21 protein-coding genes and 1 pseudogene are annotated in these 18,764 nt (G+C 73.7%); 11 read left to right on the plus strand and 11 right to left on the minus strand.

The window, feature by feature from the left end:
• Positions 1-38: 38 nt before the first annotated feature.
• Positions 39-752 (plus strand): annotated as a pseudogene (locus ACWEN0_RS29900) (ATP-binding cassette domain-containing protein); the annotation flags it as partial.
• 5 nt (positions 753-757) lie between these two features.
• Here ACWEN0_RS29900 and ACWEN0_RS29905 read toward each other — a convergent pair.
• On the minus strand, positions 758-1,684 hold the full coding sequence (locus ACWEN0_RS29905; RefSeq protein WP_451980783.1) for an ROK family protein: 927 nt from the start codon (positions 1,682-1,684) through the stop codon (positions 758-760).
• Between the two features lie 41 nt (positions 1,685-1,725).
• On the opposite strand from ACWEN0_RS29905, the gene ACWEN0_RS29910 reads away from it, so the two are divergent.
• Together ACWEN0_RS29910 and ACWEN0_RS29915 are read left to right on the plus strand one after the other, a co-directional pair.
• Positions 1,726-2,475, plus strand: a complete 750-nt coding sequence (locus ACWEN0_RS29910; RefSeq protein WP_451980785.1) for a creatininase family protein — start codon at positions 1,726-1,728, stop codon at positions 2,473-2,475.
• Positions 2,472-3,599 carry a mandelate racemase/muconate lactonizing enzyme family protein gene (locus ACWEN0_RS29915; RefSeq protein WP_451980788.1) on the plus strand — a complete coding sequence of 376 codons (1,128 nt, stop codon included), beginning with the start codon at positions 2,472-2,474 and terminating at the stop codon, positions 3,597-3,599. Before ACWEN0_RS29910 ends, ACWEN0_RS29915 begins: the two co-directional genes overlap by 4 nt.
• Before the next feature lie 239 nt (positions 3,600-3,838).
• Here the strand turns inward: ACWEN0_RS29915 and ACWEN0_RS29920 are convergent, their stop codons facing one another.
• Positions 3,839-4,960, minus strand: a complete 1,122-nt coding sequence (locus ACWEN0_RS29920; protein WP_451980791.1) for an STAS domain-containing protein — start codon at positions 4,958-4,960, stop codon at positions 3,839-3,841.
• 170 nt (positions 4,961-5,130) lie between these two features.
• Between ACWEN0_RS29920 and ACWEN0_RS29925 the strand changes: the two genes are divergently transcribed.
• Genes ACWEN0_RS29925 through ACWEN0_RS29935 form a run of 3 tightly spaced genes read left to right on the plus strand, consistent with a single transcriptional unit; the run spans position 5,131 to position 7,348 of the window.
• Positions 5,131-5,526 carry an STAS domain-containing protein gene (locus tag ACWEN0_RS29925; protein ID WP_451980794.1) on the plus strand — a complete coding sequence of 132 codons (396 nt, stop codon included), beginning with the start codon at positions 5,131-5,133 and terminating at the stop codon, positions 5,524-5,526.
• A 29-nt stretch (positions 5,527-5,555) separates the two neighbouring features.
• Positions 5,556-6,395: an MEDS domain-containing protein gene (locus ACWEN0_RS29930; protein WP_451981540.1), complete on the plus strand. Its 840-nt coding sequence runs from the start codon at positions 5,556-5,558 to the stop codon at positions 6,393-6,395.
• Positions 6,392-7,348 (plus strand): anti-sigma factor RsbA family regulatory protein, encoded by a 957-nt coding sequence (locus tag ACWEN0_RS29935; protein WP_451980797.1) that lies wholly within the window; start codon positions 6,392-6,394, stop codon positions 7,346-7,348. The genes ACWEN0_RS29930 and ACWEN0_RS29935 overlap by 4 nt, the downstream gene beginning before the upstream one ends.
• Before the next feature lie 5 nt (positions 7,349-7,353).
• Here the strand turns inward: ACWEN0_RS29935 and ACWEN0_RS29940 are convergent, their stop codons facing one another.
• From ACWEN0_RS29940 to ACWEN0_RS29950, 3 genes are read right to left on the minus strand one after another with little or no spacing between them, the layout of a single operon-like run.
• Positions 7,354-8,448, minus strand: a complete 1,095-nt coding sequence (locus tag ACWEN0_RS29940) for an ANTAR domain-containing protein (RefSeq protein WP_451980800.1) — start codon at positions 8,446-8,448, stop codon at positions 7,354-7,356.
• A 55-nt stretch (positions 8,449-8,503) separates the two neighbouring features.
• On the minus strand, positions 8,504-9,163 hold the full coding sequence (locus ACWEN0_RS29945; protein ID WP_451980803.1) for a Rieske (2Fe-2S) protein: 660 nt from the start codon (positions 9,161-9,163) through the stop codon (positions 8,504-8,506).
• The gene (locus tag ACWEN0_RS29950; RefSeq protein WP_451980806.1) at positions 9,160-9,684 is read right to left on the minus strand and encodes an RNA polymerase sigma factor; all 525 of its coding nucleotides are present in this window, start codon (positions 9,682-9,684) and stop codon (positions 9,160-9,162) included. Before ACWEN0_RS29950 ends, ACWEN0_RS29945 begins: the two co-directional genes overlap by 4 nt.
• A gap of 160 nt (positions 9,685-9,844) precedes the next feature.
• Between ACWEN0_RS29950 and ACWEN0_RS29955 the strand changes: the two genes are divergently transcribed.
• Positions 9,845-11,269, plus strand: coding sequence for a hypothetical protein (locus ACWEN0_RS29955; protein WP_451980809.1), 1,425 nt, complete (start codon positions 9,845-9,847; stop codon positions 11,267-11,269).
• Between the two features lie 116 nt (positions 11,270-11,385).
• On the opposite strand, the gene ACWEN0_RS29960 is transcribed toward ACWEN0_RS29955, so the two are convergent.
• Both ACWEN0_RS29960 and ACWEN0_RS29965 read right to left on the minus strand, forming a co-directional pair.
• Positions 11,386-12,048: a signal peptidase II gene (locus tag ACWEN0_RS29960; RefSeq protein ID WP_451980812.1), complete on the minus strand. Its 663-nt coding sequence runs from the start codon at positions 12,046-12,048 to the stop codon at positions 11,386-11,388.
• Positions 12,049-12,355: 307 nt separating this feature from the next.
• Entirely contained in the window at positions 12,356-12,823 is a 468-nt protein-coding gene (locus ACWEN0_RS29965; RefSeq protein WP_451980815.1) for a glycogen operon protein GlgX, read from the minus strand.
• Positions 12,824-12,910: 87 nt separating this feature from the next.
• Between ACWEN0_RS29965 and ACWEN0_RS29970 the strand changes: the two genes are divergently transcribed.
• Entirely contained in the window at positions 12,911-13,648 is a 738-nt protein-coding gene (locus tag ACWEN0_RS29970; RefSeq protein ID WP_451980818.1) for a TetR family transcriptional regulator, read from the plus strand.
• 94 nt (positions 13,649-13,742) lie between these two features.
• On the opposite strand, the gene ACWEN0_RS29975 is transcribed toward ACWEN0_RS29970, so the two are convergent.
• The 3 genes from ACWEN0_RS29975 to ACWEN0_RS29985 all read right to left on the minus strand — a co-directional run bounded on the left by ACWEN0_RS29975 (position 13,743) and on the right by ACWEN0_RS29985 (position 16,269).
• Positions 13,743-14,207, minus strand: coding sequence for a mycothiol transferase (locus ACWEN0_RS29975; protein ID WP_451980821.1), 465 nt, complete (start codon positions 14,205-14,207; stop codon positions 13,743-13,745).
• A 159-nt stretch (positions 14,208-14,366) separates the two neighbouring features.
• A complete protein-coding gene (locus ACWEN0_RS29980) occupies positions 14,367-15,560 on the minus strand; it encodes a GNAT family N-acetyltransferase (protein ID WP_451980824.1) in 1,194 nt (397 codons plus the stop codon).
• 40 nt (positions 15,561-15,600) lie between these two features.
• The gene (locus ACWEN0_RS29985) at positions 15,601-16,269 is read right to left on the minus strand and encodes a TetR/AcrR family transcriptional regulator (protein ID WP_451980827.1); all 669 of its coding nucleotides are present in this window, start codon (positions 16,267-16,269) and stop codon (positions 15,601-15,603) included.
• Positions 16,270-16,343: 74 nt separating this feature from the next.
• Between ACWEN0_RS29985 and ACWEN0_RS29990 the strand changes: the two genes are divergently transcribed.
• On the plus strand, positions 16,344-17,468 hold the full coding sequence (locus ACWEN0_RS29990; RefSeq protein ID WP_451980830.1) for an FAD-dependent oxidoreductase: 1,125 nt from the start codon (positions 16,344-16,346) through the stop codon (positions 17,466-17,468).
• On the opposite strand, the gene ACWEN0_RS29995 is transcribed toward ACWEN0_RS29990, so the two are convergent.
• Positions 17,452-17,826 (minus strand): DUF6069 family protein, encoded by a 375-nt coding sequence (locus tag ACWEN0_RS29995; protein WP_451980832.1) that lies wholly within the window; start codon positions 17,824-17,826, stop codon positions 17,452-17,454. The two genes, ACWEN0_RS29990 and ACWEN0_RS29995, sit on opposite strands and share 17 nt — an antisense overlap.
• A 65-nt stretch (positions 17,827-17,891) precedes the next feature.
• Here ACWEN0_RS29995 and ACWEN0_RS30000 point away from each other — a divergent pair, with 65 nt between their 5' ends.
• Positions 17,892-18,389, plus strand: coding sequence for a MarR family winged helix-turn-helix transcriptional regulator (locus tag ACWEN0_RS30000; protein ID WP_451980835.1), 498 nt, complete (start codon positions 17,892-17,894; stop codon positions 18,387-18,389).
• 64 nt (positions 18,390-18,453) lie between these two features.
• Positions 18,454-18,753 (plus strand): EthD family reductase, encoded by a 300-nt coding sequence (locus ACWEN0_RS30005; protein WP_451980837.1) that lies wholly within the window; start codon positions 18,454-18,456, stop codon positions 18,751-18,753.
• Positions 18,754-18,764: the final 11 nt, after the last annotated feature.

The raw sequence follows: 18,764 nt of genomic DNA on the forward strand, positions 1-18,764 counted from the left end.
TGTCCGCCGTGGACGGAGTCGACCTCGACGTCGTCGCGGGCGAAACCCTCGCGGTGGTGGGGGAGTCGGGCAGCGGCAAGACGACGCTGACCCGCCTGCTGCTGCGGCTGGTCGAGCCGACGGCGGGCACGGTCCGCTTCGACGGCGCCGACCTGCTCACCATGCCGGCCCGGCGGCTGCGCAAGGTCCGGCGCGAGATGCAGGTGGTGCTGCAGGACCCGTACTCGAGCATGAACCCGCGGCTGCGCGTCACGGAGATCGTCGGCGAACCCCTGCTGACGCACGACCCGTCGATGCGCGGCCGCCGCGCCCGGGCCCGGGTCCGCGAGCGGGTGGCGGACCTGCTCGAAGCGGTCGGCCTGCCCTCGCAGGTCCAGGACCGCTACCCGCACGAGTTCTCCGGCGGCCAGCGCCAGCGCGTCTCCATCGCGCGGGCGCTGGCCCTGGAGCCGCGGCTGGTGGTGCTGGACGAGCCGACGAGCGCCCTCGACGTCTCGGTACAGGCCCAGGTGCTGGACCTGCTGGGCGCGCTGCAGGAGCGGCTGAGCCTGACGTACGTGTTCGTGTCGCACAACCTGGCGGTGGTCCAGCAGATCGCCGACCGCGTGGCGGTGATGCGCGCGGGAAAGATCGTCGAACTGGCGGACGCGGCCACGCTGTTCCGCTCGCCTTCGCACGAGTACACGCGGAGCCTGCTCGACGCGGTGCCGAATCCGGACCCGCGGCTGGCGCGCCGCCGGGTGGCCCGATGACGGCCTCAGCGGTGCGAAAGCACGAGACCCGCGCCGCCGAGCAGGGCGACGTCGTCGGCCGGGCCCGGGCTCACCACCACCCTCGGCGGTGCGGCGCCGCTGGCCCACGACGAGTCTTCGCGCAGCCGGGCTTCGATGCGGGCGCGGAAGTGCTCGCCGCCGTCCGCGGCCTCGCCGTGGAGGACGAACAGGCCCGGGGCGAACAGCTGCTGCACGTTCACCAGGCCCAGCGCGATGTTGGCCGCGTACTCGTCGAGCAGGGGGTCGCCGGCCAGTTCGCGCACCGACTGCGCGGCCAGCCCGCGCCGCGCGGCCTCGGCGCGCAGCCACGGTGTCGTCGCGACCGTCTTCCAGCAGCCGCGGGCGCCGCAGGTGCAGCGGCGGCCGCTCGCCGCGACCGTCATGTGCGCGCCGCTGCGGCCGCCCGGTGGCGCCAGGACCTCGCCGCCGTACAGGATCCCGACGCCCAGCACTTCTCCGGTGGACACGGACGCGAACGCCGTCCGGCCGCGGCCCTCGCCGAACCAGCGGTCGCCCATGACCTGCAGCCGCGCCCGGTGTTCGACGTGCACCGGCACACCGGCCACAGTGGACAGTCTCGCGGCGACCGGGTAGCCGCGCAGCGCGGGCACTTCGTTGACCTCGATGATCACGCCCGCCGCGGCGTCGACGAGGCCGGCGGCGGCCACGCCGACGCCGACCGGGCGTTCGGGGAACCGCGCGACCGCCTCGAGGGCCGCGTCGATCTCGGCCGGGTCCGCCGTGTCGCGCGGGTACGCCGCCTCGGCGCGCCACCGCACCGCGCCGGACAGCTCGACCAGCGCCGCCCGGACGCGGCCGGGCAGCAGCTCGACGGCCCCCAGCACCGGGCCGCCGGCCTCGGGGGCCGGCGCCGGGACCAGCCGCAGGGCCGGGCGTTCGCCGGTGCTCATGCGGCCACGATGCCACGACCCGCGACGACAGGGGAGACCCGATGCCCGAACTGACGCGGATGTCCGCGCGGGAAGTCCGTGCCGAAGCGCGCGACGCCATCGCACTGCTGCCGATCGGTTCGCAGGAGCAGCACGCGGGCCACCTGCCGATGGGCACCGACACGCTGCTCGCCGAGGCCGTCACCGACCGCGCCCTCGACCGCCTCGGCGGGACGCCGGCCGTGGTGCGGCTGCCCGCCCTGCCCTTCGGCCACAGCCCGCACCACCTGTTCGCCGCGGCGGTCTCGCTGCGGGCCGCGACCCTGCAGGCCGTCCTCGCCGACGTGCTCGATTCGCTCGTCACCAGCGGGTTCCGCCGCGTGCTCGTGGTCAACGGCCACGGCGGCAACGACGAGATCATGCGCCTGGCCGTCAAGGAGCACGCCCTGCGCGCGGACGTAGCCGTGGGTGCGTGCTCGTACTTTTCGCTCGGCGAGCACAGCGGCTCACCCGGCCACGCCGGCCACTACGAGACGTCCCTGATGCTCGCCGCGCACCCGGACCTCGTCCGCCCGCGCGAACCGCGGCCGGACGTCACGCCGCCACCGCTGTTCGCCGAACCGCCGTACCCGGGCCTGACCGCCGAACGCCACGGCGAATGGGCCCGCGCCGGCGGCAGCACCGACGACGCCGGCGAAGCGACCGCGGAAGGCGGCGCCGCCCTGCTCGAAGACCGGGTGACCGCGCTGGCGGACGCGATCCGCGCGTTCGACGCGGCCACCCGCGCAACCCACGCCGAAGGGGAGGCATGAAGATCACCGAAGTCGACGCGCTCGTCGTGAACCTGCCGTTGACCAACCCGTTCACCAGCTCGTTCGAGACCAAGACGGGCGAAACGCGCACCGTGGTGCGGCTGCGCACCGACACCGGCGTGACCGGCTGGGGCGAGACGATGTGGGGCCGCCCGGTCGCCGAGCTGGTGCGCAAGCTCGGCGCGAGCCTGGTGGGCACCAGCCCGTTCGCGCTCGAGGCGTTCCACCGGCGCCACCACATGGTGCCGTTCTTCCACGGCTACCTCGGCTACGCCGCCTTGGCCGCGCTCGACGTCGCCTGCTGGGACCTGATCGGGCACGTCACCGGCCAGTCCGTGGCGGACCTGCTCGGCGGCCGCGTCCGCGACGAGGTCCCGATCACCGCGCTCGTCACGCGTGCCGACGCCCCGGGCGCGGCGGGCCGCGAACTGGCCCAGGGGGTCGCCGAGCACGCGGCGAAGGTGGTCGCCCGGGGCGGGTTCACGGCGGTGAAGCTCAAGGGCACCACGGACGTCCGCGGCGACGTCGCGATCATGCGCGAGCTGCGGCGCGCGCTGCCGGACGTCGAGCTGCGCGTCGACCCGAACGCCGCCTGGTCGGTGCCCGACTCGATCCGTGCCGGGCTCGCGCTGGAGGAGCTGGACCTGGAGTACCTCGAAGACCCGTGCGCCGGCATCGAAGGCATGGCCCAGGTGCGCGCGAAGGTGCGGATTCCGTTGTGCACCAACATGTGCGTGGTGCGGTTCGAAGAGTTCGCACCGGCCGTGCGGCTGGGTGCGGTCGACGTGGTCCACGGCGACGTCTACAAGTGGGGCGGCATCGCGGCGACGAAGGCCCTGGCCGCGCACTGCGAGACGTTCGGCCTCGGGATGAACCTGCACAGCGGCGGCGAACTGGGCATCGCGACCGCCGCGCACCTGGCGGTCGTGGCGAGCACGCCGGTCCTGTCGCGGGCCATCGACAGCATGTACTACCTGCACGCGGACGACATCGTCGAGCCCCTCGAGCTCACCGGTGGCCGGCTGCGCGTGCCGTCCGGGCCGGGCCTGGGCGTGACGGTGGACGAGGACAAGCTGGCCCACTACGCCCGGCGCAACGCCGAGGAGGGCGACCTGACCGGCTGATCCGGCGACCGGGAGGGTGGCCCGGCCGGCGGCGGCCCCCTGCAGCCCCGCGGGCCGGGTCACCCTCGCGCAAGGCGGCCCGGCGCGCGGTACCGGGAGCGCGCGACCGCCCGTGTGGTCGGTGACCCGTCGAGCCGGGTGCCCGGCCGGACGGGACTCAAACCCGCCGGTGACCACGGACGCGTTCTCCGGCGCGGTGCTGCCGTGCCCGGAGCGCCGGAAGCTCGTGGTCGCGATCCTCAGCCGGCGGCCAGGGTGTCGTGCAGGTCCCGCAGGGCCGCGCGCAGGCGCCGCCGGTCGTCCCACGCTTCCCAGCGGCTCACCGAGTGGGCGATGCGGTCGAGCTCGGTGGCTTCCGCCGCCGTGACGACCCGGCCGGACCGGCGGTCGAGGGTGGAGAGCACGGCCCGGCACTCCAGGCTGTCGTGGTCGAGCACCGGGGTGCTCTGCGCGAAGCGGAACCGGTCGGCGAGCAGGACCTCCCGGGTGCGGGTGCCGGTGAGCAGGGTGTCGGTGCTCAGGTCCGGGACGACGACGCGGGTGCCGTAGAGGCTGGCCCGCGCGCACGCGGTGTCGAACCGGCCGATCCGGCCGAGGGTTCGCCAGAGCTCGCGGTCCAAGCCGTGGCCGCCGACCAGCAGCAGCGCGTTCGCGGTGGCGACCTGGGCGTAGCCGGCCGGGGCCCCCATGACGTTCATCGTGGCCTTGAGCGCGGCGTCGAGCACCGTGAGCAGTTTCGGGGCGGGGCTGGCGCGGACGGGGAACGGCATGGCCGGCGGCGCGCCGTCGGGAACGGCGCTGCGCGTGGCCGGGACGAGCAGCTCGCCCGCCGCGGCGGCGGCCAGCTGACCGGCGTGGATCCGGTGCCGGGTCGCGGCGTCCCGCAGGAGGCCGACCGCCGTTTCGATGTCGCTCAGCGAGTAGCGGCGCTGGAGCTGCTGGACGGCCTGGACGAGCTCGGCCATGGTCCCGGCCCTGGGCGTCTGCGCGGGGCGGAGCACGGCCTGGCCGTTGGCGGCGAGCGCGGCGCCGCGCGAGTCGTGCACCGCGATCAGCCCGAGCGAGGTGACCAGGGGAACGACCCGGCCGGCCGGACTGCCGGGGCTGATGACGACCCGGGTCCGGCGGTGGTGCGCGCGCCAGCCGGTGGCGGTCCGCGCGATCGCCCGCACCGCTGCGGCGCTCACCAGCGAGGTGGCGGAGAGGTCGACGACGACGTCGGCCGGCCCGGAGCCCGCCAGCTCGCGCAACCGCCGCTCGAACGCCGTGGCGACCGTGTCGTCGATGCCGCCGCGGACCACGATCACCTGCCTCCGTGGGCTGCCGTCCGCCGGCTCGGCCCACGCCTCCCATCGCCGCATTCCGTCCCCTGTGTGCGCACTGTCGGGTGGCCACCGGTGACGATGGTCGACCTGGCCGGTCGGAGAACGTACGAGTACGAGCCACCGCGCTCACCGCGTCCCGAGGTCAGGGTAGCGCCGCGCGGACCGTCGCGCGGCGCGCGATCGGACGAGCGGGCTACGGTGGTGTCATGCCGGTCCCGAGCCCCAGCGACGACACGCGGATCAGCGTCCGCACCGTGTCGGACGTCGTCGTGGTCGCGGTGGCCGGGGAGCTCGACGTGGTCGGTGCCCAGCCGCTGCGGGCCGAGCTGGCCACCCGGATCCGGCCGGGTGTGGCCGGGCTGGTCGTCGACTTCGAGCACGTCGAGTTCTGCGCCTCGCCCGGCCTGCGGGTGCTCGCGGAGACCGCGATGGCGGCGGCCGAGGCCGGGGTGCCGTTCGTCGTCGCCGGCGCGCGGCCGAACGTCGCACGGGCCCTCGAGATGGGCCGGCTGATCGAGGTCGTGCTGCTCGCCGACGACGTGGACCAGGCGGTGGCCTGGGTGCCCGGCCTGCGCGCGGCGGGTGAGCACCCCGGACTTTGAGGCGGGCGGCGTAGTCTCAGCCCGTGCAGATGCCGACACAGCGGGACCGCGGGCTGCCGACGCCGCTCCGCGACCACGTGTGCTGGGGCTACCGGCGGCGGGACGAGTTCGTCTCGCGGGCGCGGGAGTTCCTGGCCGAGGGCCTCGCCGCGGGGAAGCGGGTCCTCTACGTGGGCCGGGGTGACGAGATCGCCCTGACCCGGCAGCTGCAGGGCACCGGCGAGTTCGACGACGGGCTGCGGCGCGGTGCCGTGCGGGTGTCCTCTGTGGACTCGACCTACCCGGCGGGAGCCGTCGTCGACCCCGCCGGCCAGGTCCGGTTCTACGCCGCGGCGACCGAGGCGGCGCTGGCGGCCGGGTTCACCGGGCTGCGGGTGGCCGCGGACGCGACCTCGCTGGTGCGCACGCCCGCCCAGCTGGACGCCTTCGCCCGCTACGAGCACAGCGTGGACCGCTACATGGCGGCCCACCCGATGTCGGCGATGTGCGGCTACGACCGGACCGAACTGGGCGACGAAGCCGTCGCGCAACTGGCCTGCATGCACCCCTTCGCCCATGACGGCGCGACGCCGTTCCACCTGCACGGGCACGCCGGGCCCGGGGACTCCGCCGCCCTCGACGGGGAGCTGGACGTCGCGGTCCGCCGGTTGTGGCCGCTCGCGCTGGAGCGCGCCGGGCTGGGCTCGGCCGCGGACCCGGTCGCGATCGACGCGACCGGCCTGGACTTCATCGACCACCGCGGCCTGCTCGCCGTCTCCGACCACGCCGAGCGGCACGGCACCACGGTCGTCCTGCGGACGCGGCTGAGCACCCCGGCGCGGCTGCTTGAGCTGTTCGACGTCCCGGGGGTGCGGGTGGAGCGCCCGTGACGACCACCGACCCGGCCACCACCCGGCGCGGCTACGACCACGCCGCCGTCCACTACTCCTCCGACGAAGAGCTGCTCGCCGTCGCCGTGCCGTTCCTCCGCGGCGGGCTCGGTGCGGGCGAGCCGACCCTCGTTTCCCTGGTACCGGACCGGGCCGAGCTCGTGCGCGACGCACTTCCCGAGGCCGGCGCCGTGCACTTCCTGCCGACCGGCGACCTCTACACGCGGCCCGCCACGGCGATCAAGTCCTACCGCGAGCTGCTGGCCGGGCTCGTCGGCGAGGGCGCCACCGGCATCCGCGTCTTCGGCGAGATCCCGCCGGCCGTGATCGGGACCTCCTGGGACTGGTGGGCCCGCTACGAGTCCGCGGTGAACCACGCCTACGACGAGTTCCCCCTGCGCAGCATGTGCGCCTACGACACCCGCACGACCCCGCGGCACGTGCTCGACGACGTCGCCCGCACCCACCCGTTCCTCGCCACGCCCGGCGGTGGGTACCACCCCAACGCCGGGTACGTCGACCCGACCGCGTTCCTCGCCGGCCCGCGGCCGCCGGTGCTGCTCGCGATCCAGCGCAACGCGCCGCTGGCCGAACTCGCCGACCCGACGCCCTCGGCCGCCCGCCGGGCCGTCGCGGACGCCGTCCAGCCGCACCTGCCCGCGGCCGAGGCCGACGACCTCGTGCTGGCGGTCAGCGAGATCGTCGACAACGCCCTGCGCCACGGGCGCCCGCCGGTCCGGGTGCGGATCTGGGCGGGAGCCGGCCACGCGGTCGTCACGGTGCACGACACCGGCGAGGGCCCGGGCGACCCGTTCGCCGGCCTGCTGCCCGCCGGGCAGGACATCGGTGGCCGTGGGCTGTGGATCGCGCACCAGGTCTGCAGCGAGGTCGTCCTCCACCGCGACGACACGGGCTTCACCGCCCGGCTCGCCGCGGGCAACCCCTGGATCTGAGCCGGTCAGTTGTCTTCGACCGGAGCCAGCTTCGCGTGGTTCTGGACCAGGGCTTCCGCGATCTCGGCCAGCTTGACGTTGAGGTCCTGCGAAGTGCGGCGGAGCAGGGCGAACGCGCCTTCGGCGTCGAGGCCCTGGCGGGCCATCAAGATCCCCTTCGCCTGGCCGATCACGTCCCGGGACCCGATCGCCTCCTTGAGGTGCGTGCGCTCCAGCTCGGCGACCTCGGCCCCGCGGGCGTGCTCCAGGGCCAGCGAGGCGTGCGTGGCGAGCAGCAGCGAGCGGTGGCGGTCGGTCGGGGTGATGCCGCCGCGGTGGGCGTAGATGTTGAGGGCGCCGGTGAGCCCGCCCGGGCGGGAGGCCGGCAGCAGGGCCGTCGACAGCACCGCGCCGAGGCCGTGCGCCGTCGCGACCGCGGCGAACTGCGGCCACGCCGAGGGCCGGGCGAGGTCCTGGTCGAGCGCGTAGGCGGGCCCGTCGGGCGTGGCGGCGTCCAGGCAGGGGCCCGCGCCGGTGCGGTACTGGACGTCGTCGAGGTCGGCGGCGATGTCGGGGATTTCGACGGGGGTGAAGAAGCGGCCCCCGGGATCCCGCAGGGTGATGCTGACCAGCCGCGCGTGCGGGACGACGACGGTCGTCGCGGCAACCACCTGCTCCAGGGCGCGGGTGACGCTGGGGGCGTCCAGCAGCACCCGGGTCAGCGCCGCGAGCTGCTCCCCGAGCCGGTCCTCGTCGGCTCCGCCGGGTGCTTCGGTCCGGATCGCCTCGGCCACGCTGCCGTGCACGGGCAGGTGGCCGCCGCGCAGGACCTTCGCGTTGAGCGTGTGCGGCTCGAGCAGCACGGCCGACCGGACGCCGGTCCGCCCGCGGGTCACCGCGAACTCGCCCAGCGCCCGCACCCCGGCCGCGGAGATCACGTCGACGTCCCGCAGGTCGAGCAGCACGAGCCGCGGTGGCGGGAGGGTGACGGTCGCGTCGAGCAGTTTGCCGCGCGCGGTCTCGGCGGTCGCCGCGTCGAGCGTGCCGCTCATCTGCAGCACGAGAGCCTGTTCCGCGTCCACGGGGAGAACCTCGATCCCGCCGTGCCGTCCTTCAGCCATCTCGAGGGGGTACCCCGGATGACCCGTGGCTATCCCCGCCGACTTCGGCAGCCGCTCACGCGCGTCTCACCGGCGCGTAGACCTGGATCTCGCCGTCTTGTTCCCGCGCTTCGAACTGCGGCAGGGGCGGGATGTCCACCGGCAGGTCGTAGTGCACGATCTCGCCGGTCAGCGCGAAGATCGCGTTGTGGCACGGGCACTGCAGCCGGCGTGCGGAAGCGAGGAGCTGCAGCCGGCAGCCCAGGTGCGTGCAGGTCGAGGAGACCGCGCGCAGGCCGTCCGGGGTCCGCTGGACGAAGCCGATCAAGGTGTCCAGCTCGAACTCGCGCACACCCCCGGCGGGCAGGTCGGCGCTCGCCGCGACCGTGCGCCAGGTGCCCGCGGCGGCCGGTGGTGACGCTGGCGTGTCCGTGCCGCGGACGAGCCGGTCGATCCCGGCGCCCGCCGCGAGGGAGGCCGCGGCGACGCCCGCGGTCCGGACCACGGTGCGGCGGGTGCGCGGCCGGCCGGCGGCGGGTGCGTCGAGCCGGGCCGCGAGCCGGTGGCCGAGGCCGGCGACGAAGTCCGGGTCCGGCACCGCGTCGGCCGCCCCGCCGTGCACGGCACGCAGTTCGATGGCGGCGCGCATCTGCGCGACCTGCTCGTCGTCGGGCCGGAACGGTTCCGGCGTGCGCTCCCTGATCAGGCTCTCGGCGAAGTGCTCGACGTCGTTCATGCCCCCTCCTCGATCCGGGCCGCGGCCTGCGCGGCGAGCCGCAGCGCCCGGTGCTGGATCACCTTCACGTTGGCCAAGGTGACGCCGAGTTCGTCGGCGGCGTCCTGCAGCGAGTACGACTCCAGGAACCGTAGTTGCAGGACTTTCCGGGCACGCTCGGGCAATTCGGCGAGAATTGCCGTGATCCGCCGATCCGTCGCGTGCCGGGGCGAGCCGTTAGGCGTTTCGTCGTCGCGATCGGGTATTTCCGTCGTTTCGTCGAGGCCGATCGTGGTGATTTCCCGGCCGAACAGCCGACGCCAGTGCGCGGCGAGCACCGTCCGCGCGGTGGCGAGCAGGTAGGCGCGCACCTCTTCGCTGCGGGCCGTGAGCCGCAACGGTTTCAGTGCGGCGAGGAACACCTCGCCGGTGAGGTCTTCGGCGTCCGCCGGGTTTCCCACTTTGGTCAGCATCAGCCGGTAGATCCAGACGACGTTCTCGCGGTAGACGGTTTCCCAGTCCGATTCGGACTTCCCCTCCATCGGGACTCCACATCCGTGTTTCCGATGGTTCCCCACCATACCGGCGGACCGGGGGTGGTGTAACCCCGGTGCATATCTCTCGGCGAGGGGCCACCTTGATTTCTCCTCCGCGCCCCTGCCGGCGAGCGCGGGGACTGCCCGTTTCATGCGAGGAGCGATCATGAGGAGCAAGCGCAAGGCCGCGACCGCGGTGGTCGCGGCACTGACGCTGGGGGCGACCGCCACGTTCGCGAGTGGGGCCGGAGCCGTTACGCAGCAAGGGGGAGGGGGATTCACCGATCGCGGGGACATCCGGCAGCTGCCGCAGCCGCTGAAGGACCGGCTGGCGGTGCTGGCCGGCCGGCCGAGCACGTTCCCGCCGATGACCGCGTTTTCCGAAGCGCCGTCGCCGAGTCAGTTATTCCAGTACTACTTGATGGACACGAAGAATTTCCAACCGAATGTGTTCACGACGACCATTCCGGGAATCAACGACGGTGTCGCGCCGACCGCCACCGGGCCGAACCACGACCTGCCCACACTGGGCGCGACGCGGGTGGTCGTCGAACCGAAACCGGGGCTGCCGACCGATCCGAACGACCCCGGCTCGTTCGTCGACATGTTCACCGACATCTCGGGGCTGTTCGTCATCAACAACGAGTCCGGCTGGTACGAGGGCTGGATGATCCACGACGTGACGGTGCCGGCCGTCGCGGCGCCGCGGCCGGACGGGCACGCCACGTTCGGGACGGTCACCGCCGCCGACGCCGCCGCGCTGGCGAAGGCCGGTGACCACCACAACCGGCCCGGCGCGGTGTTCACCACCGACGGCAAGGCACCGCGCGAACCGTCCGCGACCGACCACTGGCCGGACCGGGTGTCCAACCTCGTGCCGATCCAGCTGTCGCTGGGTGCCTACAACGCGACGCAGCAGAGCGACCTCCACTCCTACTGGGAGCTGAACCAGTACACGAACTGGGTGCCGCCCGCCTACGAGCTGCCGTTCACCGGCGGTGCCCCCGGGACGTTCGAGAAGGGCAAGATCGGTGCGCTGTCCTCGATCGTGCCGGGCTCGGGGCCCGCGGGCGTGCAGAACAGGCCCCAGGTCGACGGCGACAACCCGAACATCCCGCGCGACCCGGACCGGCTGCTCAACACCAGCCCGGACGACCCGGACCGCCCGATGCCGAACAACGACGACCACAAGGAGAAGCGGCTCCGCTTCATCCCGAGCGGGCTGGGCAACGAAGTGATGCTGGACGTCTACCTGCGGACGGCGTCGTTCGAACCGTACGAGCACAACCTGAGCCAGCGGATCTTCGACGCCTACGCGGCCGAAGTCGCCCGGGTCGACGGCAACCACGACGGCATCGTCGACGCGGTCGAGGCGGACCTGGAGGGCACGTCCGACGGTGGCCAGTCCAACGACCGGCTGTTCCTGCCCGCGACGGCCTACAACCGCATCGCGGTCACCCGGGAGATCAACGACGGGCTGCTTTCGCCGCGGTTCGCGCCGAGCCAGCGCGCGTGGGTGCTCAGCGGTGACATCGCTCGCGTGAGCCCGTCCGTCCCGGCGTCGATCCCCCAGGACGGCGACAACCGGTAGGGCGGCCCAGATCGAGGGGAGCGCTTGGTGCGGCGGTGTCCGACCGCCGCACCAAGCGGCTGTCGAGGGGGTGAACATGCGCGTCTGGGAAACCAGTGCCAAGACACCGCGATGAGTCAGGGGGTCGCCGAGATCCGGTGGCCGCGCGGGGGATGCGTCGCTCCGCCGTAGTGGGTCGCGCCCAGCGTCACCGCGGCCACGAGCGCCACCACGCCGGTCGCCGTCGCGATCCGGGCCGGGGTGCGCAGCCGGAGCGGGATGCGCGGGACCTCGTTCGTGGCGCGGGAAAGCCACCGGTAGCCCTGGGCGAGCGCGAACGCCAGGGTGGCGCCGACGATGAAGAAGTCCGCGACGTTGAAGGAATACCGCCCGACGGGCACGAAGTCGATCGCGCCGCGGACGCTGCCCGGCGCGGTGAGGTGGTGCAGGCCGAGGCGGTCGAGCAGGTTGCTCGTCCAGCCGCCGATCGCCAGCGCGGCCGGCGCCCGCAGGAACACCGGGTGCCCGCGGCGCAGGAGGAGCAGCACGGCCGCGGTCAGGGTCACGCTGCCGGCGAGGTCGAGCACCGCGCCGGTCACCGGATCGGCGTACCAGGCGTCGACAACCGGTCCGACCAGCGGGTTGCCGCCGAAGTTGATGTGCGTGCGGGGTACTTCGCGCCAGGCCCACCACTTGGTCACCTGATCCGCCACGACGACCAGCAGCAGAGCGAACGCCGTCCAGGGCAGGCGGAAGACCGGCTCCTCGAGCCGGACCGTCGCGGCTTCGTCACGGGTCATGGTGTCCTCACAGCGCGGCCGGAGCGACCACGGCCGTGACCCGGGCAACGGGGGCTGCGTGGGATCGCCGGGTGGTGAATACCCCACCGGCGGTGCCGTCAAACAATTGTCCTTTGTGGACTGAGGTCGGGGATGCCCGGCCGAGCCGCGATTCCCGCCCGTCGAGCTTCGTCGGCAGCCGGGGGAGCGGGTCCGGGCGGGGCAGGGGCGACCCGGACCCGCTCGCGTGCCCGTGCGGCGGGTCAGTGCAGGGCGGGCACGGCCGGTCAGGACTGGGCCGGCCGGCCGGAGCCCGGCGGCCTGCCGGTCAGAACCGGGCGGGGACGGCGGCGAGGACCGCGCCGAGGCTGGGCAGCCACCGCTGGTGCGGGTCCGGCGCGGTGAGCCACTCCGTCGCGACCTCCACGCGGCGGGCGCCCACCGGCAACGGCAGCAACGTTCCCCAGGCCAGCACTTCGACGTCCTTGGGCAGGGCGTCGCGCGCGGGGAAGAGGCCGTCGGTTTCCGCGAGCAGGGCCACGCGCGGGCCGTGCGGGGTCGGGAGGTGCATGGCCGGGCCCTGGCAGCCGGTCGCGGCGAGCCGGGAGAGGACCGGGCCCGCGCTGAGCTTGGGCAGCGTCACCGCGCAGATCCCGTTCTCCAGCGCGAGGAACGGATGCGTCCCGCGCCACTTCACCGGCCAGCCGAAGAGCCGGCCGTAGTAGGCGTCGACCCGGTCGCCGGCCGGGTCCCGGGGTGCTGAGGAGCTCGTCGGCACCTTCTGGTCGAGCGACATCGTCGACGCCTTTCCGCTCGGTGGGAGGTTCGTCTCACTGTAACGGCACTCAGTGCCGTTAGCAAGCCCGGCTGCTACCGTCCGGCTATGACGGATTCGCCGCGCCGCGCGCCGGCCACCCGGGTCGGGGCGACCCCCGCGGGCCGGCGAAGGCTGCGCCGCGCGCTCGCCTCCGCGGCCGTGGACCTCTTCGCGGCCAACGGCTACGAGGCGACCACGGTGGACGACATCGCGGCCGCCGCGGGGGTCGGGCGCCGCACGTTCTTCCGGTACTTCGACGCGAAGGACGACGTGCTGTTCGCCAACCACGACGAGATCGTGGCGGAGATGGAGGAGGCCTTCGCGAACGCGGACCCGTCGCGCGACCCGGTGGAGGTGGCGTGTTCGGCGGTCGGCCTGGTCCTCGACTCCTACGCCGCCGACTTGGACGTGTCACTCAAGCGCTTCGCCCTCACGCGCGCGGTCCCGTCGCTGCGCGACAAGGAGGTCGCGACGGTCGACCGCTACCAGCGCGTGCTGACGCGCTACCTGCAGGCCCGGTTCGAGCAGCAGGGCGACGACACGGCCAGCCTGCGCGCGGCGGTGGCGGCGGCAGCCATCGCGGCGGCCAACAACCACGTGCTCCGGCGCTGGCTGCGCACGGGCGGCCAGGACGACATCAAGACCAGTGCGGCGGAGGCATTCGCCCTGGTCGCGGACGCATTCCGCCCCGCCGGCCGCGACGAGTCGACGGTGGTCGCGGTGATGAGCACGGCGACGCCCCTGCACGAGGTCGTCGCCCAGGTGAGCGCCGCTCTGCGCGACGGCGGCCAGCCGGCGCGCTGAGCGCGGGATGCGGCGGGTGAGGTTGCCTTCCAGGCGAGTGCCGCCTTGCGTGACGGTGGCCGGTCGGCTCACCGAGCGGAGCTGGCACTGAGTGTCATACGCGGCTCGCAAGAACGTCCCTGGTCAGCTCGAGCTGGCCGTGGTGCTGCGCCAGCTCCTCGTACACGTGCTGCAACGCCCCACCCTGGGTTCGCCCCGCCGGGGTGTCCCGGTACTTGGGTGGCGCCTCGGCCCGCAGCGGCGCCGTCGAGTCGGCCGCCGCAAGATCGGCGCGCAGCTGCTCCCTGGCCCGCTCGACACGTTCGAGCAGGCCGGCCACCGGACCCGCCGCCGTGAACTCGGCGGCGCGGTCCCGGTGCACCGAACGCCCGGCGACCAGCGACCCCACCCAGAACTCGAGCACGCCCAAGCAGTGCGTGACGATCGCGTAGGGCGTGTTGGCTCCGGGCAGCGGCGGTCGCCGGTTGGCGTCCTCGTCGCCCAGGGAGGCGAGGATCGCCGACATCCCGTCGAGGGCTCGTCCGGTGAACCAGAGAAAGTCCTCGTCGCTGATCCGCACCACCGGCACCTCCGCATCGACCGTCGTCCGGCGACAACTTAGCGCGCCGGACGACGTAGCCCGGAGAGGTCGTCGATCGGCGGACCGCCATGAAGAACGTCAAACCGACGCCGTTTCCGGAGGCGGGGAGAACCCGTTCTTCGTGGGTGTGTCACGCGGTCAGAACCAGTGCAGGCAGTGCGGCGCCCGCTCCCCGCGGAACAGGGCGTCCGCACGGGCCGCGGCCTCCGGGTGGTGGGCGCGGATGTGGCCGGCGCGCACCAGGGTGCTCGGCGCCGTACCGCCCAGGTACACCGAACCCAGGTCCCGGACGTCCAGGGACAGGTCCGGGTCCCGGTCGGTCGGGACGCACGCGGGCTTGCCCTCCCGGACGCTCAGCAGGTAGCGGCCGCCCTCGGCGAGGAACGGGTCGGTGACGTCGAGGACCAGCTCGCCGTCGGTGAACCAGCCACGGGCCGTCAAGGCGCGCGGGACGTCCAGCAGCCGCACCCAGAGCCAGTCGGTGTCGTCGGTCAGCCGGGCCGCGCGGGAGTCCGCCAGCTGCCAGCGCAGCGGGTGGTCGGCCGGGAGCTGCTTGAACACGATCTCGGTGACCAGGTCGTGCCCGAGCACGAACCGGGTCAGCGCCGTGGAGACGTCGTCGGCGGCCGCGATCGTCTCGTCGACCGTCAAGGTGCCGGAGTCGCTCAGCGAATAGCTCGCGTACCCGTCCGCGACGCCGTCGGCGTCCCGGTGGACGGCGACGTAGCGCGGCGTCCGGGCCACCGGCGGCCGGCCCGCACCCGCGGCCCACCAGCGGTGCGGCCGGGACAGCGCGCCGGGTTGAGCGCGGCGGTACCGGTCGTAGACCTCTTCCATGAGCTCCGTGCAGGCGTCGCGGCGCAGCAGCTCGACCGAGCCGGTCCCCTCGGACGCGCCCCGCGGCGGGGCGAACTCCGCCTGGCGGCGCGGCACCGTCACGCGCTGCGTGGTGGTCGCCGGGCCGTAGCCGAACCGGCCGTAGATCGGGGCTTCGGAGGCCAGCAGCACCGCGAGGAACTCTCCGCGCGCCCGCACGTCGGCGAGCTGGCGGCGCATCATCGCGCTGAGCACGCCCCGGCGCCGGTGCGTCGGCAGGACGCCGACCGCGCTCACCCCGGCGGCCGGGACGACGACCTCCCCGGGCAGCGTCAGCTCGAACGAGTACGCGGCGGTGGTGCCGACCGGGCGTCCGTCCGCCACCGCGAGCAGGGCGCGGTCCGGTTCGAACGCCGAGAAGAGCGTGCCGCCGGGCTCCGGGAAGCGGCCGAACGCGGCGTGGACCGTGTCGACGAAGACGGCGAAGTCCTCGTCGGTCGCAGAGCGGATCTCCATGGCGGCAGTCCAGCGCCGTCTTCGGCCCGGGGCAAGCGATTTACGCCGGGTGGAGGGCGGTGATACCGGCGAGCACGAGGTCGATCCCGGCGAGGAACTGCTCGCGGTCGTCGTGCTCGCGCAGTTCCGCCGCGATGGACCGGGCGACCTGGTACTCGTCCGGGTCCAGGTCTTCCCAGGCCTTCGCCACGGAGTCGAGGAACTCGGCGCGGCCGGCGGCGGTCACCGGGCTGTGGGCGTTCGCGGCGTTCTGCCCGGCGGCGCCGAGGACGTAGTGCACCAGCGCCGACGTCGCCGTGAACAGGCTTCCCGCGGGCACGCCGAGCGCGCGCACCGGCCGTCCGAAGCGTTCGAAGATCCGCGGGGTCAGCGATCCCCAGGAGCTGCGCGAGAGGTTCAGGGCGAGCTGCGTGGCGAGCCAGGAGTGCGCCTCGATCGCGTCGAACAGGCTCAGCGCGACGGCACGGATCTCCTCTTTCGGCGAGGACGCGGCGGGCTCGACGGCCAGCGCGGCGGTCACGACGCCTTCGGTCGCGGCGTCGAGCAGCTCGCCTTTGTTCGCCACGTGCCAGTAGATCGCGCCGGCGCCGGTGGCGAGGCGCTCGGTCAGCGCCCGGAACGTCAGGCCGCTCTCGCCGTCGTTGTCGAGCAGCTCGACGGCGGTCTCCACGATCCGCTCGCGGGAGAGCGCTTCGGTGCGTCGTGACATACCGCCATCTTGACATATCTGGAACGGTGTTCCAAGATTGGAACATCATTCCAGAACGACCCGGAGGAGTCCTCATGACCACCCACGTCACGATCATCGGTGCCGGTCTCGGCGGCCTCGTGCTCGCCCGCGTCCTGCACGTCCACGGCATCCCGGCCACGGTCTACGAGGCGGAGGCCTCGCCGACCGCGCGAGCCCAGGGCGGGATGCTCGACATCCACGAAGACAACGGCCAGCCCGCCCTCGAAGCGGCCGGCCTGACGGCCGAGTTCCGCGAGCTCGTCCTGGAGGGCCGGCAGGCCGTCCGGATCCTGGGCAGCGACGGTGCCGTCCTCTACGAAGAAGCCGACGACGGCACCGGCGGACGTCCCGAAGTGCAACGCGGCGAGCTGCGGCAGCTGCTGCTCGACTCGCTGCCCGAAGACACGGTCCGGTGGGGGCACAAGGTCGGCGGCGTCCGCGCGCTGGGCGAGGGGCGCCACGAAGTGACCTTCGCCGACGGCGCCACCATCGTCACGAGCCTGCTGGTCGGCGCGGACGGCGCCTGGTCCAAGGTCCGGCCGCTGCTCTCGGCGGCCAAGCCGGAGTACACCGGCCGGTCGTACGTCGAGACGTTCCTCCACGACGGCGACACCCGGCACCCGGCCGCGGCCGAGGCGGTCGGCGGCGGGTCGCTGCTCGCGGTCGTGCCGGGCAAGGGCATCCAGGCCCACCGCGAAAAGGGGGACACCCTGCACACGTACGTGGCCCTGACGGAGTCACCGGAGTGGTTCGCCGCCATCGACTTCACCGACCCCGAAGCCGCCGCGGCGCGCGTCGCGGCGGAGTTCGACGGCTGGGCGCCGGAGCTCACCGAGCTGATCACCGGCGGCGACACGGCGCCGGTGCTGCGCCCGCTCTACGAGCTGCCGGCCGGGCACCGGTGGGAGCGGGTCCCCGGGGTGACGCTGGTCGGCGACGCCGCGCACCTCGCCGCCCCGAACGGCGAGGGCGCCAACCTGGCGATGCTCGACGGCGCCGAACTCGGCAAGGCCCTCGCGGCGCACCCCGAAGACGTCGAGACGGCCCTGGCCGAGTACGAGGCGGCTATGTTCGTCCGCAGCGCCGAGGCGGCCGCGGACGGCGACGAACTGCACGAGTTCCTCTTCGGCGACGACGCGCCGCACCGCCTGATCGCCATGTTCAGCGGCGCATCGTGACGACGATCGCCGTCGTGACGGCCAGGTGCATCAGCATCAGCCCGACGACGTTGGCGGCCGTGGCCCCCGCGGTCAGGAGCAGCAGGTCCGGGACCCAGGTCAGGACGAGGACCGCGGGGACGAGCACGCGCAGCAGCTTCGGGGCGCGGCGGGCGACCAGCGTCCAGCCGGCCGCGCCCACGAGGAGGCCGGCGACGGTCGCGGGCAGGTAGGCGACGGGGGCGAGGCCCATGCCGATCCCGCCGTCGTCGAGGGCCGACGCCGCGAGCGCGATGACGGTGTTGACGGCGGCGGCCGCCAGGACGGCGAGGCCCAGCCGGAGGGCCGTGACCGGGGTACGGGTGGCGGTGGTGGTCATCGCTCCTCCTTGGGTTGCGTGTTCAACCCAAACGGTAGGTTGGGTTGCGTGTTAAAGTCAAGAGGATGAGCGATCAGGAGGAGCCGGTCCGCTGGCTCGACGACGACGAGCAGCGGACCTGGATCAACCTGGCCAAGGTCCTGCTGACGCTGCCGGGTGCGCTGGAGAGCCAGCTGCTGCGCGACGCCGACCTGACGCTGCTCGGCTACATGATCCTGGCCCGGCTTTCGGTGGTGCCGCGGGAAACCCTGCGGATGAGCGTGATCGCGGAGATGGCCAACGGCTCGCTCCCGCGGATCTCGCACGCGGTGGCCCGCCTGGAGGACCGCGGCTGGGTGACGCGCAAGGTCTGCACGGGCCAGGGCCGCCGGTTCACGACGGCGACCCTCACCGACGCCGGTCGCGCGCACCTGGCGGCCGCGGCGCCGGCCCACGTGGAGACGGTGCGGCGCTTGGTTCTCGACCCCCTCGGCGACGACTTCGCGCGGCTCGGGGCGGCGGTCGAGCGGATCGTGGAGAACCTGGGCCTGCCGACCGAAGTCCTCAAGGCTCCGGAGTCCTGATCCGGCGCCGGGCCGCCGTGTGGGACTAAGGTCGGCAGCGCGTACCCGCAGCGAGAGGAACCCGATGCACCGGCTCACCGTGCTCTACCCGCCGCCCGCCGACGAAGCCCACTTCCGCGAGTACTACGTCAGCACCCACCTGCCGCTGGCCGCGAAGCTCCCCGGCCTCGTGAAGTCGCAGTACTCGTTCGACGTCGCCTCGCTCGCCGGCGACAGCAAGTACTTCGCCGTCTTCAACGCCGACTTCGAGTCCGCCGAAGCCATGGCCGCCGCGCTCGGCTCCGAAGCGGGCAAAGCCGTCGCCGCGGACGTGCCGAACTACGCCACCGGCGGCGTGGAGATGATCCACTACCCGCTCGGCTGAGGCGCGGGGCA

Source organism: Amycolatopsis sp. NPDC004378, from assembly GCF_053602455.1.